Here is a 24,085-nt window from a genome sequence, read left to right as displayed (position 1 = left end):
AAGCTTTCACTTGGTTGTCACTCTTTGCTTATCACCTGCACGATGGACAGCTCAGGCGCTAATTTTATTTCAAATGTACGATCCCAGGGCAGTTGGGCTTGAATATGCAGTTCTGTCAACCGGTAATCCCGTTTGCCTGCTGGGGAATCGAACACAAGAGGGCGGTAAGCCATATTGTGACGAAAGAAATGCTGAGCCCGATCCTTTAGCAGACGATCAATTAATTTAGTAGTTTGTGCATGGTATTTGCCGAGCTTATATGGGTCGGCCTGTAATTCCCGCAAATTTGTGTTGACCACGAATTGGACATCCTTCTGATAATACCAGTCATCCACAAAGCGCTCGCTTAAAAAAGTAAGCTGGGTGACATAGAGGTTCAGCCAGTTTGTTTCATCCGCACGCGCCAACGCGCCGACGAACAAAGAACTCTGTGTGACGGCAGTTCCTATCGAGTTGCTGGTTGTATTCCAGCCGGCATAAGCTGCCAGCTTAGTTAGATCGGCATTAGCAGTAATCAAATAAGGAAGTAATGTTTCACTTGCATAATAGTTTTCTGCTAAATCTACTACGGCCAGTTTATAACCTTGGGCTATTAATTTTCCAATGTTTTGTGCTGCGGCAGTTAATGCACCGGCGGTGGTCTTACGGCTGCCGGCATGGATGTAAAGAATAAAATCTGCGTCTTTTTCACTGGCTGCTTCCACACCGTTTACCAGCGCGATTTTTTCCTGTACTGTCCGGCGGATTGTATGAGGCATATAGGGCATTACCATTTCCGGCACAGCTGGCTCCGAATACATGACATAAATGCGCGGGCGGTAGTGATTCATTGCGTTGGCGAAGCGTCCGAGTAAGGTCAACGCCACTTCGTCGGTTCCTCTGGTTATGATGACTTTATCAGCTAAGGACGGCCTTTGGTCAACATAATAACTTAGCCGCCGTTTTTCCATATTGGGAAGTCCGAATGGCACTCCGTCATCTTGTCCCAGAACCAGGCCTTCAAAAATATTTTGCTCGGCAAGTTCAAGCAGTTGAAGATTTACCTGCGTGTTTTGCCGATATAAAGTAAGATAGTTTTCCAGTATACGGGCAGGGATTTTTTTCTCAAGCTCACTTAGCATCTCAATATCCAAAGGGTTTTCAAATAAACTGACCTGATCTTTCAATATGGAATATTTTGCTGCTAATTTTTGATAAGTTCCATTTGTAAGGCTGTCGGATAATAAAAGCCGGGGAATAATAGAAAAGCCGTATAGCTTAACTTGAGGGTTTTCCTGATGGATTCGCTGCAACAAACTGAGCGTTTCCGTAATATCCTGTGAAGTTCCGCGTGAATTCCTGGATGCGAGTAATCCGCCGTGAATCAGCATATCGGTTGAAATGATTGCTGCGTCAGCCTGGGAGATTGCCCCAGACAGCCATTCCCGGAGCGCCCTTTGCTGGGCGGGTTGATTATAGTTGTCCAATAATTCATTTGGTGGTAAAATTAACTGAATTTGGGCCAGAGCAGCAAGCTGTTCTACGTACTGAATACAGGGAGGACGGCTGTCAAGGGGAATTAGTAGAACTTTGCTCTTTGCCGGTAATTGTGTAGGATATACTGGATATCCGGATATAATAGTGCCAAAATAGAAATTCAGGCCTACGGCTGCTGTGGTACAGACAGCAATGAGTGTGAGGTAAAGAAAAGTACGCTTAATCATTCGGCACCTCTTTTTAAACTACTGAATCTATTCGACATTCTCCAGGCAAAATCCTGTACAGCTGTGATTGGCCTAAGCAGATGCAAGGGATTTTATTAGCTAAAAAAATAGCAATTTCTAATTTTTTCTGCCCAAAATCGTCAAAATAATGTATAATAATTGAGGTACATATGAGAATTATTACTGGCAGTGCGAAGGGCTTGCAATTAAAAGCACCGCGCGGTCTCAATACAAGACCGACTGCAGATAAAGTGAAGGGATCAATTTTTAATATATTAGGTACACTGGTTGTAGATGCAATCGTTCTGGACCTGTTCGCTGGCACCGGAAATCTGGGGCTGGAAGCACTTAGCAGAGGAGCGGATACAGCAATATTTGTTGATAACACCAGTACCATTATTATTAAAGAAAACGCTATTCATACCAAGCTGATCGACAGATGCGAGATTTACCGGGCTGATGTAGTACGGTCCTTAGAAAAGTTGATCCTGCAAGGGAAGAGGTTTGATCTCATTTTTTGTGATCCTCCTTATAATCAAGGATATGTGGGACAAGTTCTCAGTAGAATTGATGGGTCAAATATCTTAAAGGACGGGGGAGTTGTGATTTTAGAGCATTCCCGTCACGAATTAATTGATTGTCACTGGCAAAATATAAGCGTTATCCGCAGCGAGCGCTATGGTGAAACAATGGTCAGCTTTCTTTCCCAAAAACAGGAGTAGCAGGAGGTAGTCAAAGTGCGAATTGCAGTATGCCCCGGTAGCTTTGATCCCGTTACAAACGGGCATGTGGATATTTTTGAAAGATCGAGTAAAATGTTTGATCAATTAATTGTGGCTGTTTTTCATAATCCGAATAAAAAACCGTTGTTTGCTATGGAAGAGCGGGTTGAAATGCTGAAAATGGCTACCGCTCATATCCCTAATATACGGGTAGATGCTTTTTCGGGGCTGTTAAACGAGTATGTCCTGCAGCAGCAAAGTACAATTATTGTCAGGGGACTGCGGGCACTTAGCGATTTTGAATACGAATTCCAGAGAGCGCTGCTTATCAAAAAAGTGGAGCCGGCAATTGAGACGGTTTTTATGATGACGAATAGTGAGTATTCCTTTGTTAGTTCCAGCGGAATTAAAGAATTGGCAAAATTCGGCGGCTCGGTCAGCAGTTTTGTACCTCCCTGTGTCGAAAAGAAACTTTTTGCTCGAATGCGCGAGGCTTAGAATACGATGGGAGAGGAATTTATGAAAACAAATGAGATTTTAGAAGAAATGGAAACATTGTTGCTAAATGCATCCCGTGTGCCTTTCACAAACCGGAGGGTAGTTGAGGAGGATGATTTGCTGCGTTTAATTGATGCACTGCATGAGTCGCTGCCTGTAGAGCTGATGGAGGCCGGAAGGATTGTTACGGAGAGGCAGCGGATTTTAGATGAAGCTCAAAAAAATGCACAGGAAATTGTTGAACAGGCCAAAAGCTATATTACAAAATTGACGGATGAAAATGTAATTACCAAGCAGGCCCAGGAACAGGCACAGGAAATCCTGAGCTGTTCCCGTCAGTCAGCTGAAGATTTAAAGCAGGATGCTGTAAGTTATGCCAGCGATGTTTTTAAACATTTAGAATGCAATCTCGAAAAAACGCTGGAGATTATTCGTCAGAGTCATGCCGAATTAATGCAAAGCAAACCGGAAAAATAGGTAAGAGCCCTCCAGTTAATGGGGGGCTCTTTTCGTTATAGCATAGTCCGGATGCCAGGATTTTATTCAACAGCCAACAACGCTGTAAGCAGTGCTTTGTCTGGAGTTACCTGCAAGGTGCGCTGCTGTTCATAAATAACAAAGCCCGGCTTTGCTCCTGATGGTTTTTTTACGTTGCGCCTTCTGGTATAGTCAACCGGAACTGATGAAGAACTGCGTGCTTTGCTGAACCAGGCAGCACATTGGGCGGCGGTATACAGGACCTTTTCCGGAATGTCCTCGGTTTTGCAGCGGATAATTACATGGGAACCGGGGATGTCTTTGGTATGCAGCCACAAATCATCGGGCCGTGCCTGCTTAAAGGTAAGCCAGTCGTTTTGACGGTTATTCCGGCCAATGAGAATTGGGATACCGTCAACGACTACTTGCGTCGGCTTACCTGCCGCCGGCGCAGCTTGTTTCCGTGGCTTACCTTTTAACTGCAGATAACCAGCCTCACCCAGTTCTTGCTGAATCTCGTTAATATCGTCGGCACTGCCGGCGGCATCCAAGCTAAAAAGTACGCTTTCCAGATAATCGATTTCCCGGATACATTGCTCTAGCTGCTGCTGCGTCATTTGCTGACGCCGCTGCAGCTTATTGTATTTGGAATAATAGTTTTGTGCATTAGCCAGGGGCGAAAGCAAAGGGTCCAAAGGAATAACCAGCAGCTCGTTCCCGCTTTCGCTGAACAAATCCGGCAGCTCGGCCTGTATGGAATTGGCAGGGATATCGTGCAGGTGGATCATGAGAGTATCGGCAAAAAGCCGGCAGGAATCAGCTTGCAAAGCTTCTTCCCATTCCGTTTCCAACAGGCTTTTTTTTCGCTGCAGCCGGGTAAGCTCGGAATGCAGCAATTTATCCAGCACTTCTTTGGCAGGAAGCTTTCTTGGTCCTTTCAGCGTTTCCGCGAACTCCAGCGCCAAGCTCATGGTAGGGAAGGTGAGCTGACGGGCTTTTGTTAAATGGCCGAGTGAAAAAGCGGCAACGGCGAGTAATTCATTTTGTTCACTGACTGCCACAGTAGGCTGAACCGCTGAGGGGGCAAGCTGAGATGTAAGCTCAGCAATCGTTTCAACAAGGGATTGCTTGTCGGCACTATCCAGATCATTCACTGCAGTTTTCTCAGGAAGACCGGCACGCCAGATGATTTCTCTCGCAGCAACCGGACCCAGACCGTTGACTGTCTGGATAAGTCCTTTGGCAAGCAGGGCATCTTGCTGCAGCATTAGGAGCTGTTCCACAACTTCGCTGGCAGCTGTATGAAATAAATTGAGCTTTTCCTGTCCCGGTGGCAAGGAATAGGGACGACCTGGAAGTACTTGCCGCTGACGGCTCATATATACGTTAACCCGCTTGATAGAATCCAATATCGTGTTGTCATGAACGAAAATAATATTGCTATGTTTGCCCATTAATTCGATAATCAGCCGCTTAGTGGTTATGGCACCTTGTTCAGCTCTGACATCGATATCAAGAATGATAATCCGGTCAAGTCCGTGCTGCGTTAATTGTCCGATACGTCCGTTTTCCAAGTGTTTGCGCAGCAGCATGCAAAATGTAGGAGGGGCAGCGGGATTATCCGGTGCATGCTTGGTAATGCCGATACGGGGATAGTCGGCTGCAACTGATAGTAATAGCTTAATTGTTTCCTGCGGCTGGCGTATCCAGAGTAATAGTGTATTCTTGTCAGGTTGAAAAATTTTATCTATACGGCCACCAATTAATTGATGATGCAGTTCCTGGATCAGGGCAGAGAGTGATAAACCATCAAGACTCATAATAATCCTCCGGCGTAATTTGCAAATAGTATATCATTCTTGCCGGAGGCAGGTCAAACAGAATACCTATAGGCTTGCTAAGGCAGTAGGCATTCCTGCAGTACCTGGTCTAATTATCCTGGATTTGGAATAACATGGATAGAGAAACTCAAGTTAGTGAGGTGCTTGGTGTGAATATGGAAAAATGGTATGCCCGATCTGCGGATGACGCATTAGTTTTTTGGGAGACTCATCCAAATGAAGGATTAAGTAATAAAGAAGCGGCTGTAAGACTGGAAAAGTTCGGTTTTAATGAACTGGAAGAAAAGCAAAAGACAGTCTGGTGGAAACGGTTTTTAGCTCAGTTCCAGGATTTTATGGTATTGGTATTACTCGGTGCGACACTGATATCCGCCTTTTTAGGTGAGTATGTAGATGCCGTTACGATTCTTGCTATTGTCCTGATTAATGCGGTACTGGGTTTTATCCAGGAATACCGGGCCGAACAGTCAATGGAAGCATTAAAAAAACTGGCAGCACCGACTGCCCGTGTCGTACGAAATGGCACGGTCCAGCATATTCCGGCACGGGAACTTGTCCCTGGCGATATTTTATCTTTGGAAGCTGGAGATAAATTGGCTGCCGATGGCCGGCTGGTAAGTACGCACAGTCTGGAAATCGAAGAAGCGGCACTTACCGGAGAATCTTTGCCTGTCCGTAAAGAGTCAGACAAGCAGTTCCAGGAGGACAGTCCGCTTGGTGACCGTAAAAATATGGTCTTTTCCGGTACCAGTGTTACGAGAGGCCGTGGTTTAGCGGTAGTTTGTGCGACCGGTATGGCAACAGAAGTGGGGCACATCGCCAAAATGATTCAGTCCAGCGAAACGGAAGAAACTCCGTTGCAGCGTCGATTAGAGCAATTAGGACGGCTGCTGGTATGGGGCTGCCTGGGAATCTGCTTAGTTGTCGTCATTACCGGCTTAATTAAGGGCGAGCCTATTCTGCTTATGCTGATGGCTGGTATCAGCCTGGCAGTAGCCGCGATCCCGGAAGGTCTGCCAGCCATTGTTACTGTCGCTTTAGCACTCGGTGTGCAAAGAATGATTAAACGCAATGCTATTGTCCGTAAGCTGCCTGCTGTCGAAACGCTTGGCTGCACCACCGTCATTTGTTCGGATAAGACTGGCACACTTACCCAGAATGTTATGACAGTGCGCAGTATCTATTCGGGGAATTCCTTGTTTGATGTGACAGGAGCAGGTTATGAAATTAAGGGACAGTTTCTCTTAAATCAAAAAGATGTTGATAGTAAAAAAGATAAATGCCTGCAGAAAACATTAATGATCGGTGCCTTATGTAACAACAGTGTGCTAAAGCAAAATAATGTCAGTATTACAGGGATATGGCGCCGCTTGACTGGTGGAGGCAACAACGGAATGTCAGTGGAAGGAGATCCCACAGAAGGTGCGCTGATTGTAGCTGCTGCTAAGGCAGGGATATGGAAGTCTGATCTGGAAAAAAATGAAAACCGTATAGCGGAAATACCATTTGAATCGGAACGGCGGAGAATGTCTATTTTATATCATGGTCCTGAAGGTGATATCCTTTATACGAAGGGTGCCCCGGATACGATCCTTGATTTGTGCCGCTATCAGTATACCAGCAGAGGCGAGACTCCGCTTACTCCTGATGGCGCAGCTGCAATTGCTGCTGCCAGTGATCAGATGGCTTCACAGGCACTGCGCGTACTGGCTGTTGCCTACCGGCGTGTAGCGAAGGCCGAGGCTGCTCAAATCAGCGAAGAGGTGGAACGAGAGCTTGTATTTGCCGGATTGGTCGGAATGATTGATCCGCCGCGGGAAGAAGTAAAGACTGCCATAATGACCTGCCGTCAGGCGGGAATTAAAGCGGTAATGATTACCGGCGATCACAAAAACACAGCAATTGCCATTGCTAGAGAGCTTACTATTTATAAGGACGAAAGCAATAAGTCGTTAACTGGGAAAGAATTGGATGCCCTCGATGACAGTCAGCTGGCAAGAATAGTAAATGAGGTTACTGTCTACGCCCGCGTTTCGCCGGCTCATAAGCTGCGCATCGTTAGGGCCCTTAAGCGTAATGGACACATAGTAGCAATGACGGGTGACGGTGTTAACGATGCACCGGCTATTAAAGAAGCCGATATCGGGGTATCTATGGGGATTACCGGTACGGATGTTACCAAAGAAGCTTCTTCGATGATTTTAATGGATGATAATTTCGCCACCATCGTGGCTGCTGTTGAGGAAGGGCGGGGAATCTATGAAAATATCCGCAAATTTATCCGGTATTTGCTTGCTTGTAATATTGGTGAAGTTTTAACCATGTTTATTGCCGCTGTTGCCGGCATGCCGCTGCCGCTGATTCCGGTGCAAATACTATGGGTTAACCTTGTTACTGACGGACTGCCGGCAATGGCACTGGGGATTGATCCGCGAGAACGGGATATTATGAATCGTCCGCCGCGGCATCCCGGTGAAAGTGTGTTTTCCCGGGGGCTAAGCCGCAAAATTATTTCCCGCGGCACGCAAATTGGTCTTTCGACGGTTGCAGTTTTTGCCTTTGGCTATTACATCCAGAATGACATTGCTCTGGCAAGGACAATGGCTTTCTGCACACTGGTATTTTCTCAGATGTTCCATGTCTTTGACTGCCGTTCAGAGATGATGACTATTTTTGAGGTTGGGCTGTTTAGTAATAAATTTTTAGTTGCCGCCGTAACTTGCTCTACTATAATGCAGATAGCAGTTGTTTATACTCCCTTTCTCAGCGGTATTTTTGAGACAGTACCGATGTCCTTATATGACTGGGCAATCGTGCTGACTGTTTCCGGCTGGACTTTTATTCTGGGAGCGATAAAACATTTTGTATTTCGCCGCCGTTCCGTTGTACGTCGCGCTGCAATAGGGTACAATAAGTAATAAGCGATAGTACAGGAGGAATTAGACATGCAGTTTTCCAAGTGGCACGGGCAAGGCAATGATTTTGTAATTGTTAACGGCTTTCAAGAAAAACTGAATGATTACAAGCAAGCCGCCATTGCTGTTTGTGATCGGCATTTTGGTATAGGTGCAGATGGATTGGTTATTTTGCTGCCTCCCACAACTGCCGATGCAGATTTTAGAATACGGATTTTTAATTCTGATGGCAGTGAGGCCGAAATGTGTGGCAATGCAACCCGGTGTATTGCCCGTTATGTTTACGAAAATGGGTTGTCAGAAAAAACCAGTTTAACGCTGGAGACGCTGGCAGGCTTGATTAAACCGGAAATTATTTTTGATGGTGGCCAGGTCAAAACGATTTGTGTTGATATGGGGGAGCCCCGCTTGCGGCGCAGTGAAATACCGGTAACCGGTGAAGCGGATTCCCAGGCGGTGAGTATTCCTTTAGAGGCTGCAGGTGCAGTTTATCGCATCACTTGTGTTTCCATGGGCAATCCCCATTGCGTGATTTTCGTTGATGATCTTGCATCTGTCGATTTGGCACAGGTAGGGCCGCACGTTGAAACCCATTCGTACTTTCCCCGCAAAACAAATGTGGAATTTGTTCAGGTGCTTAGTTCCAATAAAGTGCGTATGCGCGTTTGGGAACGCGGTGCCGGCATTACGTTAGCCTGTGGTACCGGCGCAAGTGCTACGCTGGTTGCTGCTGTTCTGAATGAGAAAACGGACCGGGCCATCACTGTTGAATTAGATGGCGGCGATTTGTTCGTTGAGTGGAGAGGCGATAATCATGTTTATATGTCAGGTCCGGCAATTGAGGTTTTTCGGGGGACTTATTTAGGGAAAGTCTGATGTAAGGGCAAATAGAGGTTATAGAGGAGTTTTGGGATGAGAATCAGCACGGTCATAGTCATGCTGCTAATTATTTGCACCCTTCCGGTGTATGCAATCACACCGATTAATGAAGCTGTAATAAAAGATGCACAAACTTATGGCATGTCACATTCGCAAATGGATGTGGCTGAATTTCTGGCTCCTTGGACGGCTTATGAAGAGAAGGCTGCCAAAATTACCGATTCAGCGGAGAAAGCTTATTTGTATACACCATACTTACTGATTGCCGTTGATGCCAGGGAGAAAAGTCAGGCGAAAATGCCGGTTAAGATAGGGGACAGTGAAAAGATACTGTCCGACTATGCGGGATATTTAAGCTTCAGCGTCACGCTTTATGGCGATACGCCGCAATTTGCTGATAAGCTTGCTGCTGTTATTAAGCAGGGAAATAAAGATGTCTTAACCCGGGATATAAACAGTGCGGCAGCGGAACGTGTTGCCAATGCAAACAGTAATAAAGCTTTGTACATGGCAAGGGCTTATCTTTATTTCCTGCAGCGTGACATTGAACCGAATAAGCCGATTATGCTTCGGGTAACGACCGGTGATAAGCAGAGCCATTCTTTTTATTTCGATTTAGCAAAAATCAAATAGGCCTTAAAATAAAAGACTTGGCTTTTGCCAAGTCTTTTATTTTAAGGAGAAAAAAGGAATTATAAGAAGAAAGGAGAAGTTATTTTGAAAAATCAGGATTAAATATATTTTGAGCCGTTAATAATACATACGCAAAGGAAGGTGCCTCTTATGCTTAAAAGCATGACTGGATTTGGCCGAGGAGAGTTTCTTGATGCCAAGCAGCGAATCATCGTTGAAGTCAAGGCTGTTAATCATCGCTATAATGAAATTGTCATCCGCATGCCAAAACAGTTGGGCAGTCTCGAGGATAGGATTCGCCGGACTGTTGCCGGATCATTGGCGCGGGGACGGATTGACGTATATATTACGTTAGATGACTACTCGCAAAAGCAAAGAATAGTTAGGGTTGACAAAGAATTAGCAATGGCGTACCATAGTGCATTAGAAGAATTAGGCAGTTTACTCAATACTCCGTTGAGTAACAATGTCTATCACATTGCAAAATATCCGGATGTGCTGAAAGTGGAGGAAGTTACTGAGGATGTAGAATTAATTTGGGTAAAACTAAATCAGGCTGTTGATCAGGCGGTTGCTAATCTGCTGGGCATGCGGCTGGCGGAAGGGGAAGCAATCCAAACGGATTTATTGTCCCGTGTAGAAAAATTGACTGGCCTTATCGAGCAGATTGAACTCAGGGCGCCGGAAATTTTAGCGGAATACCGGAATAAACTTTTTGCCAGAATGCGCGAACTTGTTACCTCGGTAGGAATTGAACCGGATGAGGGACGTTTGTTGCAGGAAACAGCTATTTTTGCCGATCGGACGAATTTTACAGAAGAGATTGTCCGCTTTAAAAGCCATATGTCCCAATTGCGCGCAGCTCTTTTGTCGGGTGAGGCTGTTGGCCGTAAATTGGATTTTATCATTCAGGAAATCAATCGTGAAACTAATACGATTGGTTCCAAAGCAAATGATCTTTCTGTTGCCGGAATTATTGTGGAAATTAAAAGTGAAATTGAGAAGGTCAGAGAGCAAATCCAAAACATAGAGTAATATAGAGCAATATAGAATGGTTTCATGGGAACTAAAATGTAGGAGGAATTGTGAATGGATATTAAACTAATCAATATCGGTTTTGGTAATATTGTGTCTGCAAACCGGATTATTTCCATCGTTAGTCCCGAATCGGCGCCTATCAAGCGAATCATTCAGGAAGCTCGCGACAGGGGAATGCTGATTGATGCCACTTACGGACGACGCACCCGTGCAGTCATTATTGCAGATAGTGATCATGTCATACTCTCTGCAGTACAGCCTGAGACGGTAGCTCATCGCTTAGCTAGCAAAGAAACTAGCAGTGATGATACGGCCGAATAGCATACGGAAAGGAGCCACTTTATGACGCCGCAAGGAATTCTAATTGTCCTGTCAGGTCCGTCCGGCACCGGCAAAGGGACAATTTGCCGTGAATTGCTGCGTAGTTATCCTGATTTACATGATTCCATCTCTGCTACTACAAGGGCACCGCGCCCGGGTGAACATCATGGCGTTAATTATTTCTTTTTGTCTCATTCGGAATTTCAAACGATGATTCAAAAGGATGATTTGCTGGAATTTGCTGAAGTGTACGGCAACTATTACGGTACACCCCAGCAGCATGTTATGCAATTGCTGGAGGCCGGCAAGGATGTTGTACTGGAGATTGATATACAGGGAGCTATGCAAGTTAAAACGAAATTTCCCGCAGGAGTTTTTATTTACATAGTACCACCGTCGCTTAATGAGCTTTCGCATCGGATTTATAAACGGGGGACGGATAGCCCTGAAGTCATTCAGAAGCGGCTCAACTGTGTCAGTAAGGAATTACTGCTGGCTCATAACTACGACTATATCGTAGTGAATGATAAGGTAGAGGACGCTGTAAAGCAAATTGCGGCCATTATTTCAGCCGAACGGTGTAAGGTTAAGAGAAATAACGCTTTAATTGAACATATATGTCACGATAAATGCAGATTAGAAGAATAGAGGTGGGACTATAATGATTCATCCATCCTTAGATAGCTTAGTTAGTAAGGTAGACAGTAAATATACGCTGGTAACGCTTTCGGCCAAAAGAGCCAGAGAGATTATGAGCGGAGATCCGGCAGCTGCTGAAAGTAAATCCAATAAGCCTGTTACTCTTGCCTTGGAAGAAATTTCGCAAAATAAAGTTACTTTTGAGCGTACCAAGACAGGGATTAAGTAGGAGGAAGTATGCTGCGTGGCAAAAATATCGTTCTTGGTGTAACCGGCGGCATTGCCGCCTATAAGGCGGTTGAAGTTGTCAGCCGCCTTAAAAAAGCAGGGGCTGCCGTTCATGTTATCATGACGGAAGGGGCCACTAAATTTGTTACACCGCTGACGTTTAGAGAACTAAGTGCAAATCCGGTAGCTGTACACATGTGGGAGGAACCGAAAACCTGGAATGTTGAGCATATTGCATTGGCAACATTGGCTGATATATTTCTGATTGCTCCTGCGACGGCTAATATTATCGGTAAAATTGCCAATGGAATTGCAGATGATATGCTGTCAACTACCGTTATGGCCACAAAGGCACCTGTGGTAATTGCGCCGGCCATGAATACGAATATGTATCTGAATCCTATTACTCAGCAGAATATTACAAAACTAGCGTCTCTGGGGTATCGTTTCATTGAACCGGCTACCGGCATGCTGGCATGTGGTGTAGAAGGGCCCGGCCGTTTGGCTGAGCCGAGTACAATTGTTGAGTATGTAGGTAACCTTTTTAACCGGAATTGTTCCTTACAAGGGAAAAAAGTACTCATCACTGCTGGCGGCACTCGCGAGCCGCTTGATCCGGTCCGGTATATCGGCAACCGGTCAAGCGGCAAAATGGGCTATGCCCTTGCTGGGGCTGCCGCAGCAAGAGGGGCTGAAGTTCTGCTGGTTTCAGGACCGGCAAACCTGCCTGCGCCTCAGGGCGTTACTGTTATATCTGTTGAGTCGGCACAGCAAATGCGCGATGCTGTACTGGCCCAATATCATGATGCCGACATCGTGATTAAAGCAGCTGCAGTTGCCGATTACCGTTGTGTCAAGCAGGCAGAACACAAAATAAAAAAGAATGATGAGAATTTAACAATCACTTTGGAAAAAAATCCGGATATACTGGCTGAATTGGGCAGACTAAAAACAAAACAAATATTAGTCGGTTTTGCGGCTGAGACAGAACAGCTGGTTGCGTATGCTACCGAGAAACTGAACCGCAAAAATGCAGATATGATCGTTGCCAACAATGTGATGCTGCCTGACGCAGGATTTAATACGGATACAAATATTGTTAAACTGCTGTACCGGGACGGGCGGATAGAAGATTTGCCCAAAATGGAAAAAACGAAACTTGCCGGCATTATATTAGACAGAATTTGTAGTTTAATGTAAAAATTTCTTGCTTTTTTGCCTTGCTTCCTTTAAAATTGCTTTGGTGAAACTAAATAAAATGCTCATCGAGAGTTGGTGGAGGGACAGGCCCGATGAAACCGCGGCAACCATTCGCGCTTATGTGAAAACGGTGCCAATTCCGGCAGGATTAATCCTGCAAGATGGGAGAGTGGTCACCACCTCCCTATGGGAGTTTTTTTTATCTTATTCAACATTTCGCGTTTTTGAATAAGATATATAGACTCACTTGAGCAGAAATATGTCGGAGTCTTAAAATTCATACTCTGAGGAGGTTCTAAGTTGGATAAGAAACGAGTATTGTTTACATCTGAATCCGTAACGGAAGGTCATCCTGATAAAATAGCCGATCAAATATCGGATAGTGTTCTTGATGCGATTATTGCTCAGGATCCTACTGCGCGGATTGCTTGCGAAACGTTGGTAACAACGGGTATTGTGCATGTTGTTGGAGAAATTACCACGAAGTGCTATGTCGATATTCCGAAAATTGTGCGTGAGACAATTAAAGAGATTGGCTACACTCGCGCAAAATTTGGCTTTGACAGCGAAACTTGCGGTGTTTTAATTTCGATTGACGAACAATCTCCCGATATTGCCATGGGCGTTAATCAGGCGTTAGAAGCAAAACAAGGCCAATCAGACGAGGTTGAGGCTATTGGCGCCGGTGACCAGGGCATGATGTTCGGCTATGCTACTAATGAAACGCCTGAATTTATGCCATTACCGATTTCTTTGGCTCATAAACTGGCTAGACGGTTATCGGAAGTTCGTAAAAACGGACAATTGGATTATCTCCGTCCGGACGGTAAGACACAAGTTACGGTTGAATATATCGATGGCAAGCCTGTACGGGTGGATACCATTGTTATTTCCACACAGCACAGCCCGGATGTAGAGTTAAAAACAATTGAAAAAGAGCTTATCGCTGAGGTTATTATTCCTGTAGTGCCGGCAGAGCTGCTTGACAGCGCTACGAAATATTACATTAATCCCACTGGTCGTTTCGTAGTCGGCGGACCGCAAGGGGACTCGGGCCTGACGGGACGGAAAATTATTGTAGACACGTACGGCGGAATGGCGCGTCATGGCGGCGGTGCTTTCTCGGGGAAAGATCCAACAAAAGTAGACCGTTCGGCTGCCTACGCTGCCCGCTATGTAGCTAAAAATATAGTTGCTGCCGGTTTGGCAGATAAATGTGAAATTCAATTAGCTTATGCTATTGGCGTTGCCCGTCCGGTTTCTATTTTTGTTGAGACCTTTGGTACGGCTAAGGTTGCGGAACACAAGATAGCCGAACTGGTAAATAAACACTTCGATTTACGCCCAGCCGGCATTATCAAAACGCTGGATCTGCGCCGGCCAATTTACCGCCAGACGGCAGCTTACGGCCATTTTGGCCGTACCGATATTGAATTACCGTGGGAAGCTACTGATAAAGCACAAATCCTTCGTCAGGAAGCTGGTCTATAATTTGCGAGTGATAAAGTGAGTGGCTGGTAATACTAATGTTGCCCATGAAATTAACCAAGGGGGTTAGTATTACTGTGCAAAAAAAATCAACCTATCGTGTAGGTGGGCTTAAGGGCGAGCATTGTCGGGATCGAATCGAACATACGCTATCGCATTTAGAAGGAGTTTCCGGTGTTGATGTAGATCTTACGTCTAAAAAAGTTACTATTGAGTACAATTCAGCAGTAATTGCCGACGGCTACATCGAAGAGACACTGCAAACGCTGGGCTACTCGATTCAAGGCTAGCAGGTGTTTTTTATTCTGTCACGAATAATTAGGGTACATGAACCGGAAGAGGGACTGTAAAGTCCCTCTCTCTTATTGTCAGGAGAACGTGATATGAACGCAATTGCGCAAGTCATTGTAAATATTCCCGTGCGCACCGTAAATAAAGTTTTTTCTTATGCCATTCCTGGCCGGCTGGATTACGTGAACGTTGGCTGGCGGGTAATTGTTCCCTTTGGCGGACGCAAGGTAGAAGGCTTTATAACAGGGCTTGACTCAGGTGATACTTCAGAACTAAAGCAGTTAGTGGATACGCTGGATGATGCACCCTGGTTTGATGAACATATGCTGAAAACGGCTCAATGGATATGCGATTATTATTTATGCACGTTAGCTGAGGCTTTGCGGTTGTTTATTCCTGGAAAAGCCGGAATAACAAGCAAAGCGGCTTATTGGGCGAACAATAACTGTGATGAGCAAACGATTGCCAGGCTTTTGGCTGCAAAGCCTGCGATATACCAGCAGCTATATCAGTATCTTTGTAATACAGGTCAGCAAAGTTTATCGCAGCTGGAAAAAAATTTCGGAACAGAGATAAAAAGAGTGCTTCGCTGGCTGATTCGCTATGAACTGGTCAGCGTAGAATCGGTAACAACCAGTAAAAAGCATATTAAGTATATCCGCTACTTGGAATTGGCAATTGAGGACGAAGCAGTGCGTCAGTTGCAAAATACACTAAATAACCGGCCGGCCCAAAAGCGGTTACTAGCATTGCTTCAATCCCAAAGAAGTTTGCCGTTAGCAAATTTAAAGGCACAAAGCATTGCGCATGACACAATAAAAAGACTGGTCGAAACCGGTGCAGCTGTGATTAAGGAGCGTCAGCAGCTGCGTGATAGTTATGCAGATATTTGCAGTACTGCTTCTGATGTGACTCTGACCGGTGAGCAACAAACCGCACTTCAGGCTGTTTTAGCTGCAGTGGAAGCCAAACAGCATCAATCGTTTCTTGTCCATGGCATTACCGGAAGCGGTAAGACGCAAGTGTATCTGGAAGCGGTTGCTGCAGTCCGCTGCTTAGGACGTCAGGCAATTGTCCTCGTTCCGGAAATTGCCCTTACCAATCAAATTGTGACGCGGTTTAAAGCCCGCTTTGGTGATGATGTAGTCGTGATTCACAGCAAACTATCAGTAGGTGAGAGATTCGATGCCTTTCAACGATTGAAAAGCAATCAGGCTGGCATTGTTATCGGCGCCAGGTCGGCAATTTTTGCACCCGTACAAAATTTGGGCATTATTATAATGGATGAAGAGCATGAATTTACCTATAAACAGGAAGAAACACCACGGTATCATACCCGCCAAGTTGCCATCTGCCGTGGAAAGCTGGCGGGTGCGCCGGTCATCCTTGGCAGCGCTACTCCATCCCTGGAAAGCTATTACGGGGCCTTAGCAGGAACCCATCAATTATTAACTATGCCTTCTCGTGTGGATGACGCGATTTTGCCACAGGTAACTACGGTTGATATGCGGGATGAATTGGCCCAGGGAAGAAGAAGCGTATTATCGGAAGCATTGATGGAGCTATTAACCGTTACTCTCCGCCGCCGGGAGCAAGCTGTCATTGTCCTTAACCGGCGTGGCTATGCTACTTTCGTGTTATGCCGCGAATGCGGCCTGGTACTTAAATGCCGTCACTGTTCTGTAGCGCTTGTTTATCATCAGACCCAAAAAACGCTGCGCTGTCATTATTGCCAAGCAACAGAGCCCATTCCTGACATTTGCCCGGTTTGCCAAAGTCGTTATATCCGTTATTTCGGAACAGGTACGCAAAAGGTGGAAGAAGAATTAAATAAGCTTTTTCCTGAGGCTCGTATTATTCGCATGGACCAGGATACAACCGGCGGCAAGCTGGACAGCGATCATATTATGCACGAATTTGCCGCTGGCAAATATGATATATTACTGGGGACGCAAATGGTAGCGAAAGGCCACGATATTAAAAATGTAACTGCAGTTGGCATTTTAGCTGCTGACAGTGCCTTGAACTTGCCTGATTTTCGCTCAGCAGAGCGGACCTTTGCGCTGCTCACCCAGGCGGCCGGCAGAGCCGGGCGGGGCAATTTACCCGGTCATGTCGTTGTGCAGACCTATAATCCTGATCATTATGCGGTGACTGCGGCAGCAGCGCAGGACTATGTTGCTTTTTATGAGCAGGAGATCAAATATCGCGCCCAGCTGGAATATCCGCCATTTGCAGAAATGATGAAACTAACTGTTTTGGCGGCTAATGAACAGGCGGCGGTGACTGAAAGTAACTTGCTTGCTTCTGTTCTCAAAGGCTTGGCTGATCAGTGCGGTGACGTCAGGATACTGGGGCCGGCTCCGGCTGCTATCGCTAGAGTCAAGGACGTATTTCGCATGAATATACTAGTGAAAGCGAAGAACTTGCAGCTCTTCAAAGAAAAAATCAGTCAGTCAGGCTTGATTTCCCGCTCTGATTTGTTGATTGATGTTGATCCGGTTAGTCTTCTCTAGCATGGGCAGGATAAAAAATGGGTACGTTAGTGTAAGATAAGCTGACAAGATGATTTATATTTTGCCTAATATATGCTAGAATGAGGACAAAATGAGAAAATAAAAGGGGGGCCATAATGGCAGTCCGTGAAATTGTAAAAGCTGGAGACAAAGTATTAAAAGCAACTGCTACTCCGGTGACAAAAATAGATAAGCGTATTAGGCAATTATTAGATGATATGGTACAGACAATGCATGCCGCCGATGGAGTCGGCCTCGCAGCACCCCAGGTTGGCGTCTCATTAAGAGTCGTTGTCATTGATGTTGGTGACGGGCTGATTGAGCTGATAAACCCGATTATTGTTGCATCTGAAGGCTGTGAGAATGGTCGCGAAGGATGTTTAAGCGTTCCAGGTGTTTATGGTGAGGTAGAACGGTTTGCCAAAGTAACGGTTGAAGGTCTTGACCGAACCGGCAAAAAAATCCGGGTTACCGGCACAGGCTTGCTGGCGCGTGCTCTGCAACATGAAATTGATCATTTGGAAGGCATACTATTTATTGAAAAAGCTACCGCTATCTACAAGGGGCAGGGAGAATGAGGAAGCTTCGTATTGTATATATGGGAACGCCTGATTTTGCTGTTCCCTGCTTAGAAAAACTGGTAGAAGACGGACATCAGGTTCTGGCTGTTGTTACACAGCCTGACCGGCCCAAAGGCCGCGGCCAAAAATTGGCATATTCACCTGTTAAGATTGCTGCTTTGGCCCATAACCTGCCGGTTTTGCAGCCAGCCAAGATAAAAGAACCAGCGTTTATAGAACAGATGACAGCCTTGGCTCCCGACGTGATTATTGTTGTCGCGTTCGGACAGTTTTTGCCAAAGCAAATGCTGGCGCTGCCGCCACTGGGGTGTATCAATGTCCATGCATCAATTTTGCCTTATTATCGTGGTGCTGCACCTATCCATTGGGCGGTTATCAACGGTGAAGCACTCACTGGCGTAACCACAATGTATATGGATGCAGGCATGGATACGGGTGATATGATTTTAAAAGCCGAAACACCAATAGGACCCGATGAAACAACCGGTCAGATTCATGACCGGTTAAAGGATTTAGGGGCTCAAGTATTATCCGATACACTAAAACTGCTTGCTGAGCAGCAAGCACCTCGCACACCCCAGGAGCACGCTGCTGCCACCTATGCATCCCTTTTAAAACGGGAACATGAAAAAATAAGCTGGTGCCAGTCTGCTGTATCGATTCACAATTTAGTCCGGGGACTTAATCCCTGGCCGGGAGCGTATTGTCTTCACAACGACAATATTTTAAAAGTATGGAAGACACAAATCGGAAATACTACGGAAGCGGAATTGATGCCAGGAAGAATTGAAGCAATTACCCCTGATGCGATAGTCGTCCAAACCGGCATTGAGAATATTCTGCTCTTAGAGGTACAGCCGGCTAATAAGCGCCGCATGACCGGTGGAGAGTATGCTCGAGGCTATGGACTCAAACCAGGTGATGTCATTAGTTGAGGTGAATCATGATTGGAGCAGTAACTCGTCCTAAAAAACGTGTTTTTTTAGCGCTGACCTTAGTAAGTCTTTGCTTGGCAGCTTTGTCTACTTATGGATTGTGGAAAGTAAGCTCACCGGGCTTGGCTACAATAAGCTCATATTTACCTAATCTCTTAGGTATTGTCTTAGTGGGCGTTATTTTATCCATTGCTATTGGTTTAGGCGGTATTGTTTTAGCAATTCTGGGATTTCCTACCTTGAGCTTTTTCCAGCGCTCGGCGTGGACTACCATTAATATGCTTTTTCCCATCGCTATGCGGTTGGGTAAACTGCTGGATATTGATAAAGAGCGGGTAGAACATTCCTTTATTGAGGTTAGTAATCACTTAGTAAGGCGAAAAGGAATCAAGGTATCACCTGACCGGCTGTTAATTCTTACACCTCATTGTATTCAGCAAGAGGCTTGCCCTCATAAAATCACCAGGGATGTAAATAATTGCCGTTCCTGTGGTGCCTGCCAAGTTGGCGATTTACTGGAAATTTCCCGTCGGTACGGCGTGCATTTTGCAGTGGCCACTGGTGGTACGCTCGCCCGCAAAATTATTAAGACAATACGTCCGAAAGCTGTTTTAGCAATTGCTTGCGAGCGGGATTTAACCAGCGGCATACAAGATGCATTTCCTTTACCGGTTATTGGAATATTAAATGAACGGCCTGAAGGGCCTTGCTGCAATACGCGTGTTGATTTAGCGCAAGTGGAAGCAGCACTACATAATTTTTTGGATTGCGAGGATTAACGTGGAGGCAAGAGAATTAGCTCTTAAAATTGTCAATGATATAGAAGGTAAGGGCGCCTACGCCAATATTGTCCTATCGAGGGAGCTCAGCCGGCATCGCTTGACGGATCAGGACCGCCGTTTTACTACGGAACTGGTTTATGGAACAACTAAGGCCGGTGGCACATTAGACTGGCTGTTATCCCATTACAGCAGCCGTCCGTTGGAAAAGGTAAATCCGACCATTCGCAACATCCTGCGTATTGGTATGTATCAATTATTTTTCCTTACAAAAGTTCCCCCTTCGGCAGCTTGTAATGAAGCGGTGAACTTAGCGAAAAAATTTGGACATGCCGGGACCGTTAAGTTTGTTAATGCGGTGCTCAGAAATGCTGCGCGCAGCCCGGAAAAAGCGACATATCCGGATCCTCAGGATGAGCCTGTACGCTACTTGTCTTTAAAGTACTTTCATCCGGAGTGGCTCGTGACGTTATGGCTTGAGCGCTGGGGTTTTGCCGAGTGTGAAAAACTGCTGAGAATCAATAATGAAACGCCGCCGCTTTGCTTGCGCACTAACACGTTAAAGATCAGCCGTGAAGAATTGCTAAGACGTCTGGAAACTGAGGGCGCTAAGTGTGAGGCATCCAATTGGACGCCTGAGGGAATTATTTGCGTCGAACATCCTGCGCTGGCCAATTTACCGTCACTCAAGGACGGTTTGATGCAGGTCCAGGATGAAAGCTCGATGCTGGTCAGTCATGTTCTTGCTCCACAGCCCGGGGAATTTATTATTGATGCTTGTGGTGCCCCTGGCGGGAAGAGTACACATATAGCTGCGTTGATGAACAATCGCGGCAGGCTGCTATCTACTGACTTGTATGATCATAAGCTTAAACTCACAGAAGAGAATGCAAAGCGGCTGGGCATTACCATGTTAGAAACACAGGCGCTTGATGCGACGACGCTACACCTTCGTTATGCCGGACAGGCTGATCGCGTACTGGTAGACGCACCTTGCTCGGGTCTCGGCGTATTGCGCCGCAAGCCGGATTCAAGATGGCGTAAGAATCAAGCGATGCTGCGTGATTTACCTGTCCTGCAGCTGGCAATTCTGGAAAGTGCGGCAGAGTGTGTAAAGCCAGACGGTATATTAGTATATAGTACCTGCACGACAGAGCCTGAGGAAAACGAGCAGGTAGTGGAAGAGTTCCTGCGCAGACATCCTGGCTATTCGCTAGAACCCGTAGGCTCCTATTTGCCTGGCGAACGCAAGGATAGGATGCTGCAGCTCTGGCCGCATGTTGATGGCGTAGACGGCTTCTTTATTGCTCGGATGAAACGGAATAAGTGATGGCAATGAAAATGAATTTATATGGATTATTCCTGCCGGAAATTTCTCAAGTGACAGCTGAGCTCGGCATAGAATCCTACAGAGCCCGTCAGATAGCCGAATGGATGTATCAGCGAGGCTGCACTGCTTTTTCGGATATGACTAATTTACCACTTGCGCAGCGCGAGCGGTTAACCGGGCACTGCAGCCTTACTGCTGTCTCCTTACAAGGTGAGCAGCAGTCGGCAGATGGAAAAACCACGAAATACCTGTTGGGTTTTGCTGACGGAGCCGCTGTTGAAACAGTGCTAATGCGCCAGGCATACGGTAACAGTGTTTGTGTCTCCACTCAGGTTGGCTGTGCAATGGGCTGTTTATTTTGTGCTTCTACTCTTGGTGGGATTGTGCGGGATCTAACTGGCGGCGAAATTCTGGCGCAGGTTCTCTATATTCAGCATCAACTGGCAAAAGAGGGGCAAAAGGTCAGTTCTGTTGTGCTGATGGGCGCAGGGGAGCCGCTTTTGAATTATGAGAATGTGCTGCGGTTTATTCGCCTCTGCCATGAGAAGTATGTATTAAACTTGAGCTATCGTAGTTTTACATTGTCTACTTCCGGTATTGTTCCCGGTATTGACCGTCTGTGCGACGAGAATTTGCCGGTAACATTGGCTATATCCCTGCATGCACCGGAGAATACCTTGCGATCGAAGCTGATGCCGATTAATAATAAGTATTCCCTGGCGGAAGTCATGCGGGCTGGTGAACGATATGCCTCGGCCAGCGGACGCAGGGTAACATACGAATATACATTGATTGACAATGTCAATGACAGCAATGAGCAGGCCACGCAGCTGGGGCTGTTGTTAAAAGGGAAGCTGGCGAACGTAAATCTCATACCTGTTAATGCTGTTCCCGAAAGGGGTCTGCTGCGTCCAAGCAAAGAGCGGGTAAGCCGTTTTGAAAAAACACTGCTCAATATGGGTATTAATGTAACTGTCAGGCGGGAAATGGGGGCCGATATTCAGGCTGCCTGTGGTCAATTGCGACAAAAATCGCTAGAGAAAACACAACCGGCAAGGCGTTAGGCTTTGCCGGTTGCCTTATTTTGACTCTGCTGGAAATTTCGCTTATAATGATGATAACTACCGATACGGGGTTGATTATAGTTGAATTTATTTCGCAATATAGAAAACTTTTTTCAGAAACATATCGAAGGTTTTTTTGACAAAACCTTCGGCAGCGGCATACAGCCGGTTGAGCTTGCCAAGAGCTTGGTCAAACATATGGAAAATGAGTGTTCAGTGGGGGTCACCCACGTTTATGTTCCTAACCGTTATGAGGTGTATCTTGGAGCAGAAGATTTTAATCGTCTGCAGACTTACCAGCAGAATATTGAAATGGAATTGACCGGTTATCTACAGCAGCAGGCTGATCAGCGTACCTATACGATAATGGGACCCTTAGAGGTCAAGCTTGCGCTGGATGAAGCTTTGAAGCTGGGGAAAATACGCATAGCCAGCACTTTTCAGGAGCAGCCCGTATCTGTTCAAGATGCTGACGGGCAGGAGGAAAACTTCCATACTCGCGTTTTTGATAAGCTAGATGTTCCCTTGTTTAAACCGTCTATTCGTTTAGCTGGCATGCTAACAGTTGTAGAAGGTTTGGATAAGGGACAAAAAGTAGAAGCTGCTGTAAGCCGGATTAACATTGGCCGCAGAGAGAGTAATGAACTGCCCCTAAGCGATATGAATACTTCGCGGCTCCATGCCTATGTGATGTATGAAGATGGTACTCATGTGCTGTATGATGCCAAGAGCCTAAATGGAACATACGTCAATAGCCACCGGGTCACACGCAAGAGTCTTAAGACTGGAGACCGGATCAAACTGGGCAGTACGGTTCTTCTGTATGAGGTGAAATAAAGTTGACTGGAACTGTAAAAATTCCAATGATTGCAAGTATCTTACTGCAATACAGCCTAGTAATATTGGTGTATCTGTTTTTGTTTAGGATTCTGAAACTGGCCTATCTGGATTTTAGTTCGCCTGATCAGAACAAGTTGCTTAAAAAGGAACCTGTTTTAGCAAGGCTGATGGTTATCGCTTCAGGAACAGTTACTCTCAGTGCAGTACAATATGAGATTGATGAGTCAATCGCAATTGGCCGCAGTGAGCATAATGACATTATTGTTGATGATTCTTTTGTTTCTTCCGAGCATGCATGCATTACCGCTGTTAAGCAGGATTATGTGCTAACCGATTTGCATAGTACGAACGGAACGTATGTAAACAATGATAGAATTGCGGCAGACGTGGTATTACAGCCGGGCGATAGAATTGCAATCGGACCGGTGAGTTTCAAATTTGAGAGGTGATCATGATGCTCGCCTATGTAAAATCAGATATTGGTATGGTTCGCAAAGCGAACGAAGACAGCTTCGCTTTTGAACCGCCTCATTTGTTTGTTGTTGCCGATGGAATGGGAGGTCATGTTGCTGGTGAAGTTGCCAGCAGCATTGCTGCAGCTACAGTTAAAGAGTATGTGCTGCGCAATTTAGGTGATGTTCATCCCCGGCAGCTATTGGAACAGGCTATTTTGCAAGCGAATCAGGAAATATTTGAAAAAGCCCAGAATCACGCAGAATATGCAGGCATGGGAACAACGGTTACCGCAGCCATTCTTGATGAATCCAATATTTTTTGGGGGCATGTTGGTGACAGCCGTCTCTACTACGCTAATAATGACGGATTAGAGCAATTGACCAGCGATCACTCTTTAGTGTGGGAGCTGATTAAAGCCGGGACAATTTCCAAAGAGGAAGCACTTGTACATCCCCAGCGGAATATTCTCACCAGGGCAGTTGGAACAAGCGAGCATCTGCGGGTAGAAACAGGGGCCTATCAATATCATCCTGGCGATAAAGTACTGCTTTGCACAGATGGTCTGACGAATATGGTTGGAGAAGATGAATTGGCGCTCGCTATGGTAAACAATACTCAGGACGGACAGCTTATTTTGGACGGACTGATCGAAAAGGCAAATAATGCCGGTGGAAATGATAATATAACGGCTATTTTGATTGCCCTGTAAGC

At 45.8% G+C, this 24,085-nt stretch carries 24 protein-coding genes and 1 riboswitch; of the genes, 22 read left to right on the top strand and 2 right to left on the bottom strand.

From position 1 onward, the window contains the following. Positions 1 to 17: 17 nt before the first annotated feature. Positions 18 to 1,703, bottom strand: a complete 1,686-nt coding sequence (locus tag EV210_RS00535) for a DUF4127 family protein (protein ID WP_132073952.1) — start codon at positions 1,701 to 1,703, stop codon at positions 18 to 20. Between the two features lie 170 nt (positions 1,704 to 1,873). Between EV210_RS00535 and rsmD the strand changes: the two genes are divergently transcribed. From rsmD to EV210_RS00520, 3 genes are read left to right on the top strand one after another with little or no spacing between them, the layout of a single operon-like run. Next, positions 1,874 to 2,425: a 16S rRNA (guanine(966)-N(2))-methyltransferase RsmD gene (gene rsmD, locus EV210_RS00530; RefSeq protein WP_132073949.1), complete on the top strand. Its 552-nt coding sequence runs from the start codon at positions 1,874 to 1,876 to the stop codon at positions 2,423 to 2,425. Between the two features lie 15 nt (positions 2,426 to 2,440). Then, on the top strand, positions 2,441 to 2,923 hold the full coding sequence (gene coaD, locus EV210_RS00525) for a pantetheine-phosphate adenylyltransferase (RefSeq protein WP_132073946.1): 483 nt from the start codon (positions 2,441 to 2,443) through the stop codon (positions 2,921 to 2,923). A gap of 21 nt (positions 2,924 to 2,944) precedes the next feature. Further along, a complete protein-coding gene (locus tag EV210_RS00520; protein ID WP_132073943.1) occupies positions 2,945 to 3,400 on the top strand; it encodes an ATP synthase subunit B family protein in 456 nt (151 codons plus the stop codon). 62 nt (positions 3,401 to 3,462) lie between these two features. On the opposite strand, the gene EV210_RS00515 is transcribed toward EV210_RS00520, so the two are convergent. Further along, entirely contained in the window at positions 3,463 to 5,220 is a 1,758-nt protein-coding gene (locus EV210_RS00515; protein ID WP_132073940.1) for an Rqc2 family fibronectin-binding protein, read from the bottom strand. Positions 5,221 to 5,354: 134 nt separating this feature from the next. On the opposite strand from EV210_RS00515, the gene EV210_RS00510 reads away from it, so the two are divergent. From EV210_RS00510 to EV210_RS00420, 19 genes are all read left to right on the top strand, one after another. Beyond that, positions 5,355 to 8,159, top strand: a complete 2,805-nt coding sequence (locus EV210_RS00510; RefSeq protein WP_243650377.1) for a calcium-transporting P-type ATPase, PMR1-type — start codon at positions 5,355 to 5,357, stop codon at positions 8,157 to 8,159. 27 nt (positions 8,160 to 8,186) lie between these two features. Then, the gene (dapF, locus tag EV210_RS00505; protein WP_132073937.1) at positions 8,187 to 9,032 is read left to right on the top strand and encodes a diaminopimelate epimerase; all 846 of its coding nucleotides are present in this window, start codon (positions 8,187 to 8,189) and stop codon (positions 9,030 to 9,032) included. A gap of 36 nt (positions 9,033 to 9,068) precedes the next feature. Next, positions 9,069 to 9,668 (top strand): hypothetical protein, encoded by a 600-nt coding sequence (locus EV210_RS00500; RefSeq protein WP_132073934.1) that lies wholly within the window; start codon positions 9,069 to 9,071, stop codon positions 9,666 to 9,668. Between the two features lie 150 nt (positions 9,669 to 9,818). Then, positions 9,819 to 10,703, top strand: a complete 885-nt coding sequence (locus EV210_RS00495) for a YicC/YloC family endoribonuclease (RefSeq protein WP_132073931.1) — start codon at positions 9,819 to 9,821, stop codon at positions 10,701 to 10,703. A gap of 54 nt (positions 10,704 to 10,757) precedes the next feature. Beyond that, positions 10,758 to 11,027, top strand: a complete 270-nt coding sequence (remA, locus tag EV210_RS00490; protein WP_132073928.1) for an extracellular matrix/biofilm regulator RemA — start codon at positions 10,758 to 10,760, stop codon at positions 11,025 to 11,027. Between the two features lie 21 nt (positions 11,028 to 11,048). Then, complete coding sequence (gmk, locus tag EV210_RS00485; protein ID WP_132073925.1) at positions 11,049 to 11,675, top strand: guanylate kinase; 627 nt, start codon at positions 11,049 to 11,051, stop codon at positions 11,673 to 11,675. A gap of 13 nt (positions 11,676 to 11,688) precedes the next feature. Then, positions 11,689 to 11,895 carry a DNA-directed RNA polymerase subunit omega gene (gene rpoZ / locus EV210_RS00480; protein ID WP_132073922.1) on the top strand — a complete coding sequence of 69 codons (207 nt, stop codon included), beginning with the start codon at positions 11,689 to 11,691 and terminating at the stop codon, positions 11,893 to 11,895. Between the two features lie 8 nt (positions 11,896 to 11,903). Continuing rightward, positions 11,904 to 13,094 carry a bifunctional phosphopantothenoylcysteine decarboxylase/phosphopantothenate--cysteine ligase CoaBC gene (gene coaBC, locus EV210_RS00475; protein ID WP_132073919.1) on the top strand — a complete coding sequence of 397 codons (1,191 nt, stop codon included), beginning with the start codon at positions 11,904 to 11,906 and terminating at the stop codon, positions 13,092 to 13,094. A gap of 59 nt (positions 13,095 to 13,153) precedes the next feature. Next, positions 13,154 to 13,262: riboswitch (SAM riboswitch) on the top strand. 132 nt (positions 13,263 to 13,394) lie between these two features. Next, complete coding sequence (metK, locus tag EV210_RS00470; protein WP_132073916.1) at positions 13,395 to 14,585, top strand: methionine adenosyltransferase; 1,191 nt, start codon at positions 13,395 to 13,397, stop codon at positions 14,583 to 14,585. 74 nt (positions 14,586 to 14,659) lie between these two features. Next, entirely contained in the window at positions 14,660 to 14,872 is a 213-nt protein-coding gene (locus EV210_RS00465) for a heavy-metal-associated domain-containing protein (RefSeq protein ID WP_207900616.1), read from the top strand. A 93-nt stretch (positions 14,873 to 14,965) separates the two neighbouring features. After that, positions 14,966 to 17,389 carry a primosomal protein N' gene (priA, locus tag EV210_RS00460; protein WP_132073913.1) on the top strand — a complete coding sequence of 808 codons (2,424 nt, stop codon included), beginning with the start codon at positions 14,966 to 14,968 and terminating at the stop codon, positions 17,387 to 17,389. 116 nt (positions 17,390 to 17,505) lie between these two features. Then, positions 17,506 to 17,967, top strand: a complete 462-nt coding sequence (gene def / locus EV210_RS00455; RefSeq protein ID WP_132073910.1) for a peptide deformylase — start codon at positions 17,506 to 17,508, stop codon at positions 17,965 to 17,967. Beyond that, positions 17,964 to 18,905, top strand: coding sequence for a methionyl-tRNA formyltransferase (gene fmt / locus EV210_RS00450; protein WP_132073907.1), 942 nt, complete (start codon positions 17,964 to 17,966; stop codon positions 18,903 to 18,905). Before def ends, fmt begins: the two co-directional genes overlap by 4 nt. 8 nt (positions 18,906 to 18,913) lie before the next feature. Then, positions 18,914 to 19,684: a DUF116 domain-containing protein gene (locus EV210_RS00445; RefSeq protein WP_132073903.1), complete on the top strand. Its 771-nt coding sequence runs from the start codon at positions 18,914 to 18,916 to the stop codon at positions 19,682 to 19,684. 1 nt (position 19,685) lies between these two features. Beyond that, positions 19,686 to 21,014: a 16S rRNA (cytosine(967)-C(5))-methyltransferase RsmB gene (gene rsmB, locus EV210_RS00440; RefSeq protein WP_132073900.1), complete on the top strand. Its 1,329-nt coding sequence runs from the start codon at positions 19,686 to 19,688 to the stop codon at positions 21,012 to 21,014. Positions 21,015 to 21,019: 5 nt separating this feature from the next. Then, on the top strand, positions 21,020 to 22,078 hold the full coding sequence (gene rlmN / locus EV210_RS00435) for a dual-specificity RNA methyltransferase RlmN (RefSeq protein WP_132073897.1): 1,059 nt from the start codon (positions 21,020 to 21,022) through the stop codon (positions 22,076 to 22,078). 81 nt (positions 22,079 to 22,159) lie between these two features. Then, positions 22,160 to 22,915 (top strand): FhaA domain-containing protein, encoded by a 756-nt coding sequence (locus EV210_RS00430; protein WP_132073894.1) that lies wholly within the window; start codon positions 22,160 to 22,162, stop codon positions 22,913 to 22,915. 80 nt (positions 22,916 to 22,995) lie between these two features. Next, entirely contained in the window at positions 22,996 to 23,367 is a 372-nt protein-coding gene (locus EV210_RS00425) for an FHA domain-containing protein (RefSeq protein WP_165898735.1), read from the top strand. A 2-nt stretch (positions 23,368 to 23,369) separates the two neighbouring features. Then, complete coding sequence (locus EV210_RS00420; protein ID WP_243650375.1) at positions 23,370 to 24,083, top strand: Stp1/IreP family PP2C-type Ser/Thr phosphatase; 714 nt, start codon at positions 23,370 to 23,372, stop codon at positions 24,081 to 24,083. Positions 24,084 to 24,085 lie beyond the last annotated feature (2 nt).

The sequence above is a fragment of the Anaerospora hongkongensis genome (assembly GCF_004339805.1).
Lineage (GTDB): Bacteria > Bacillota > Negativicutes > Sporomusales > DSM-15969 > Anaerospora > Anaerospora hongkongensis.
Note: the sequence above shows the minus strand (reverse complement) of the source record. Positions and strands in the feature narration are given on the sequence as shown.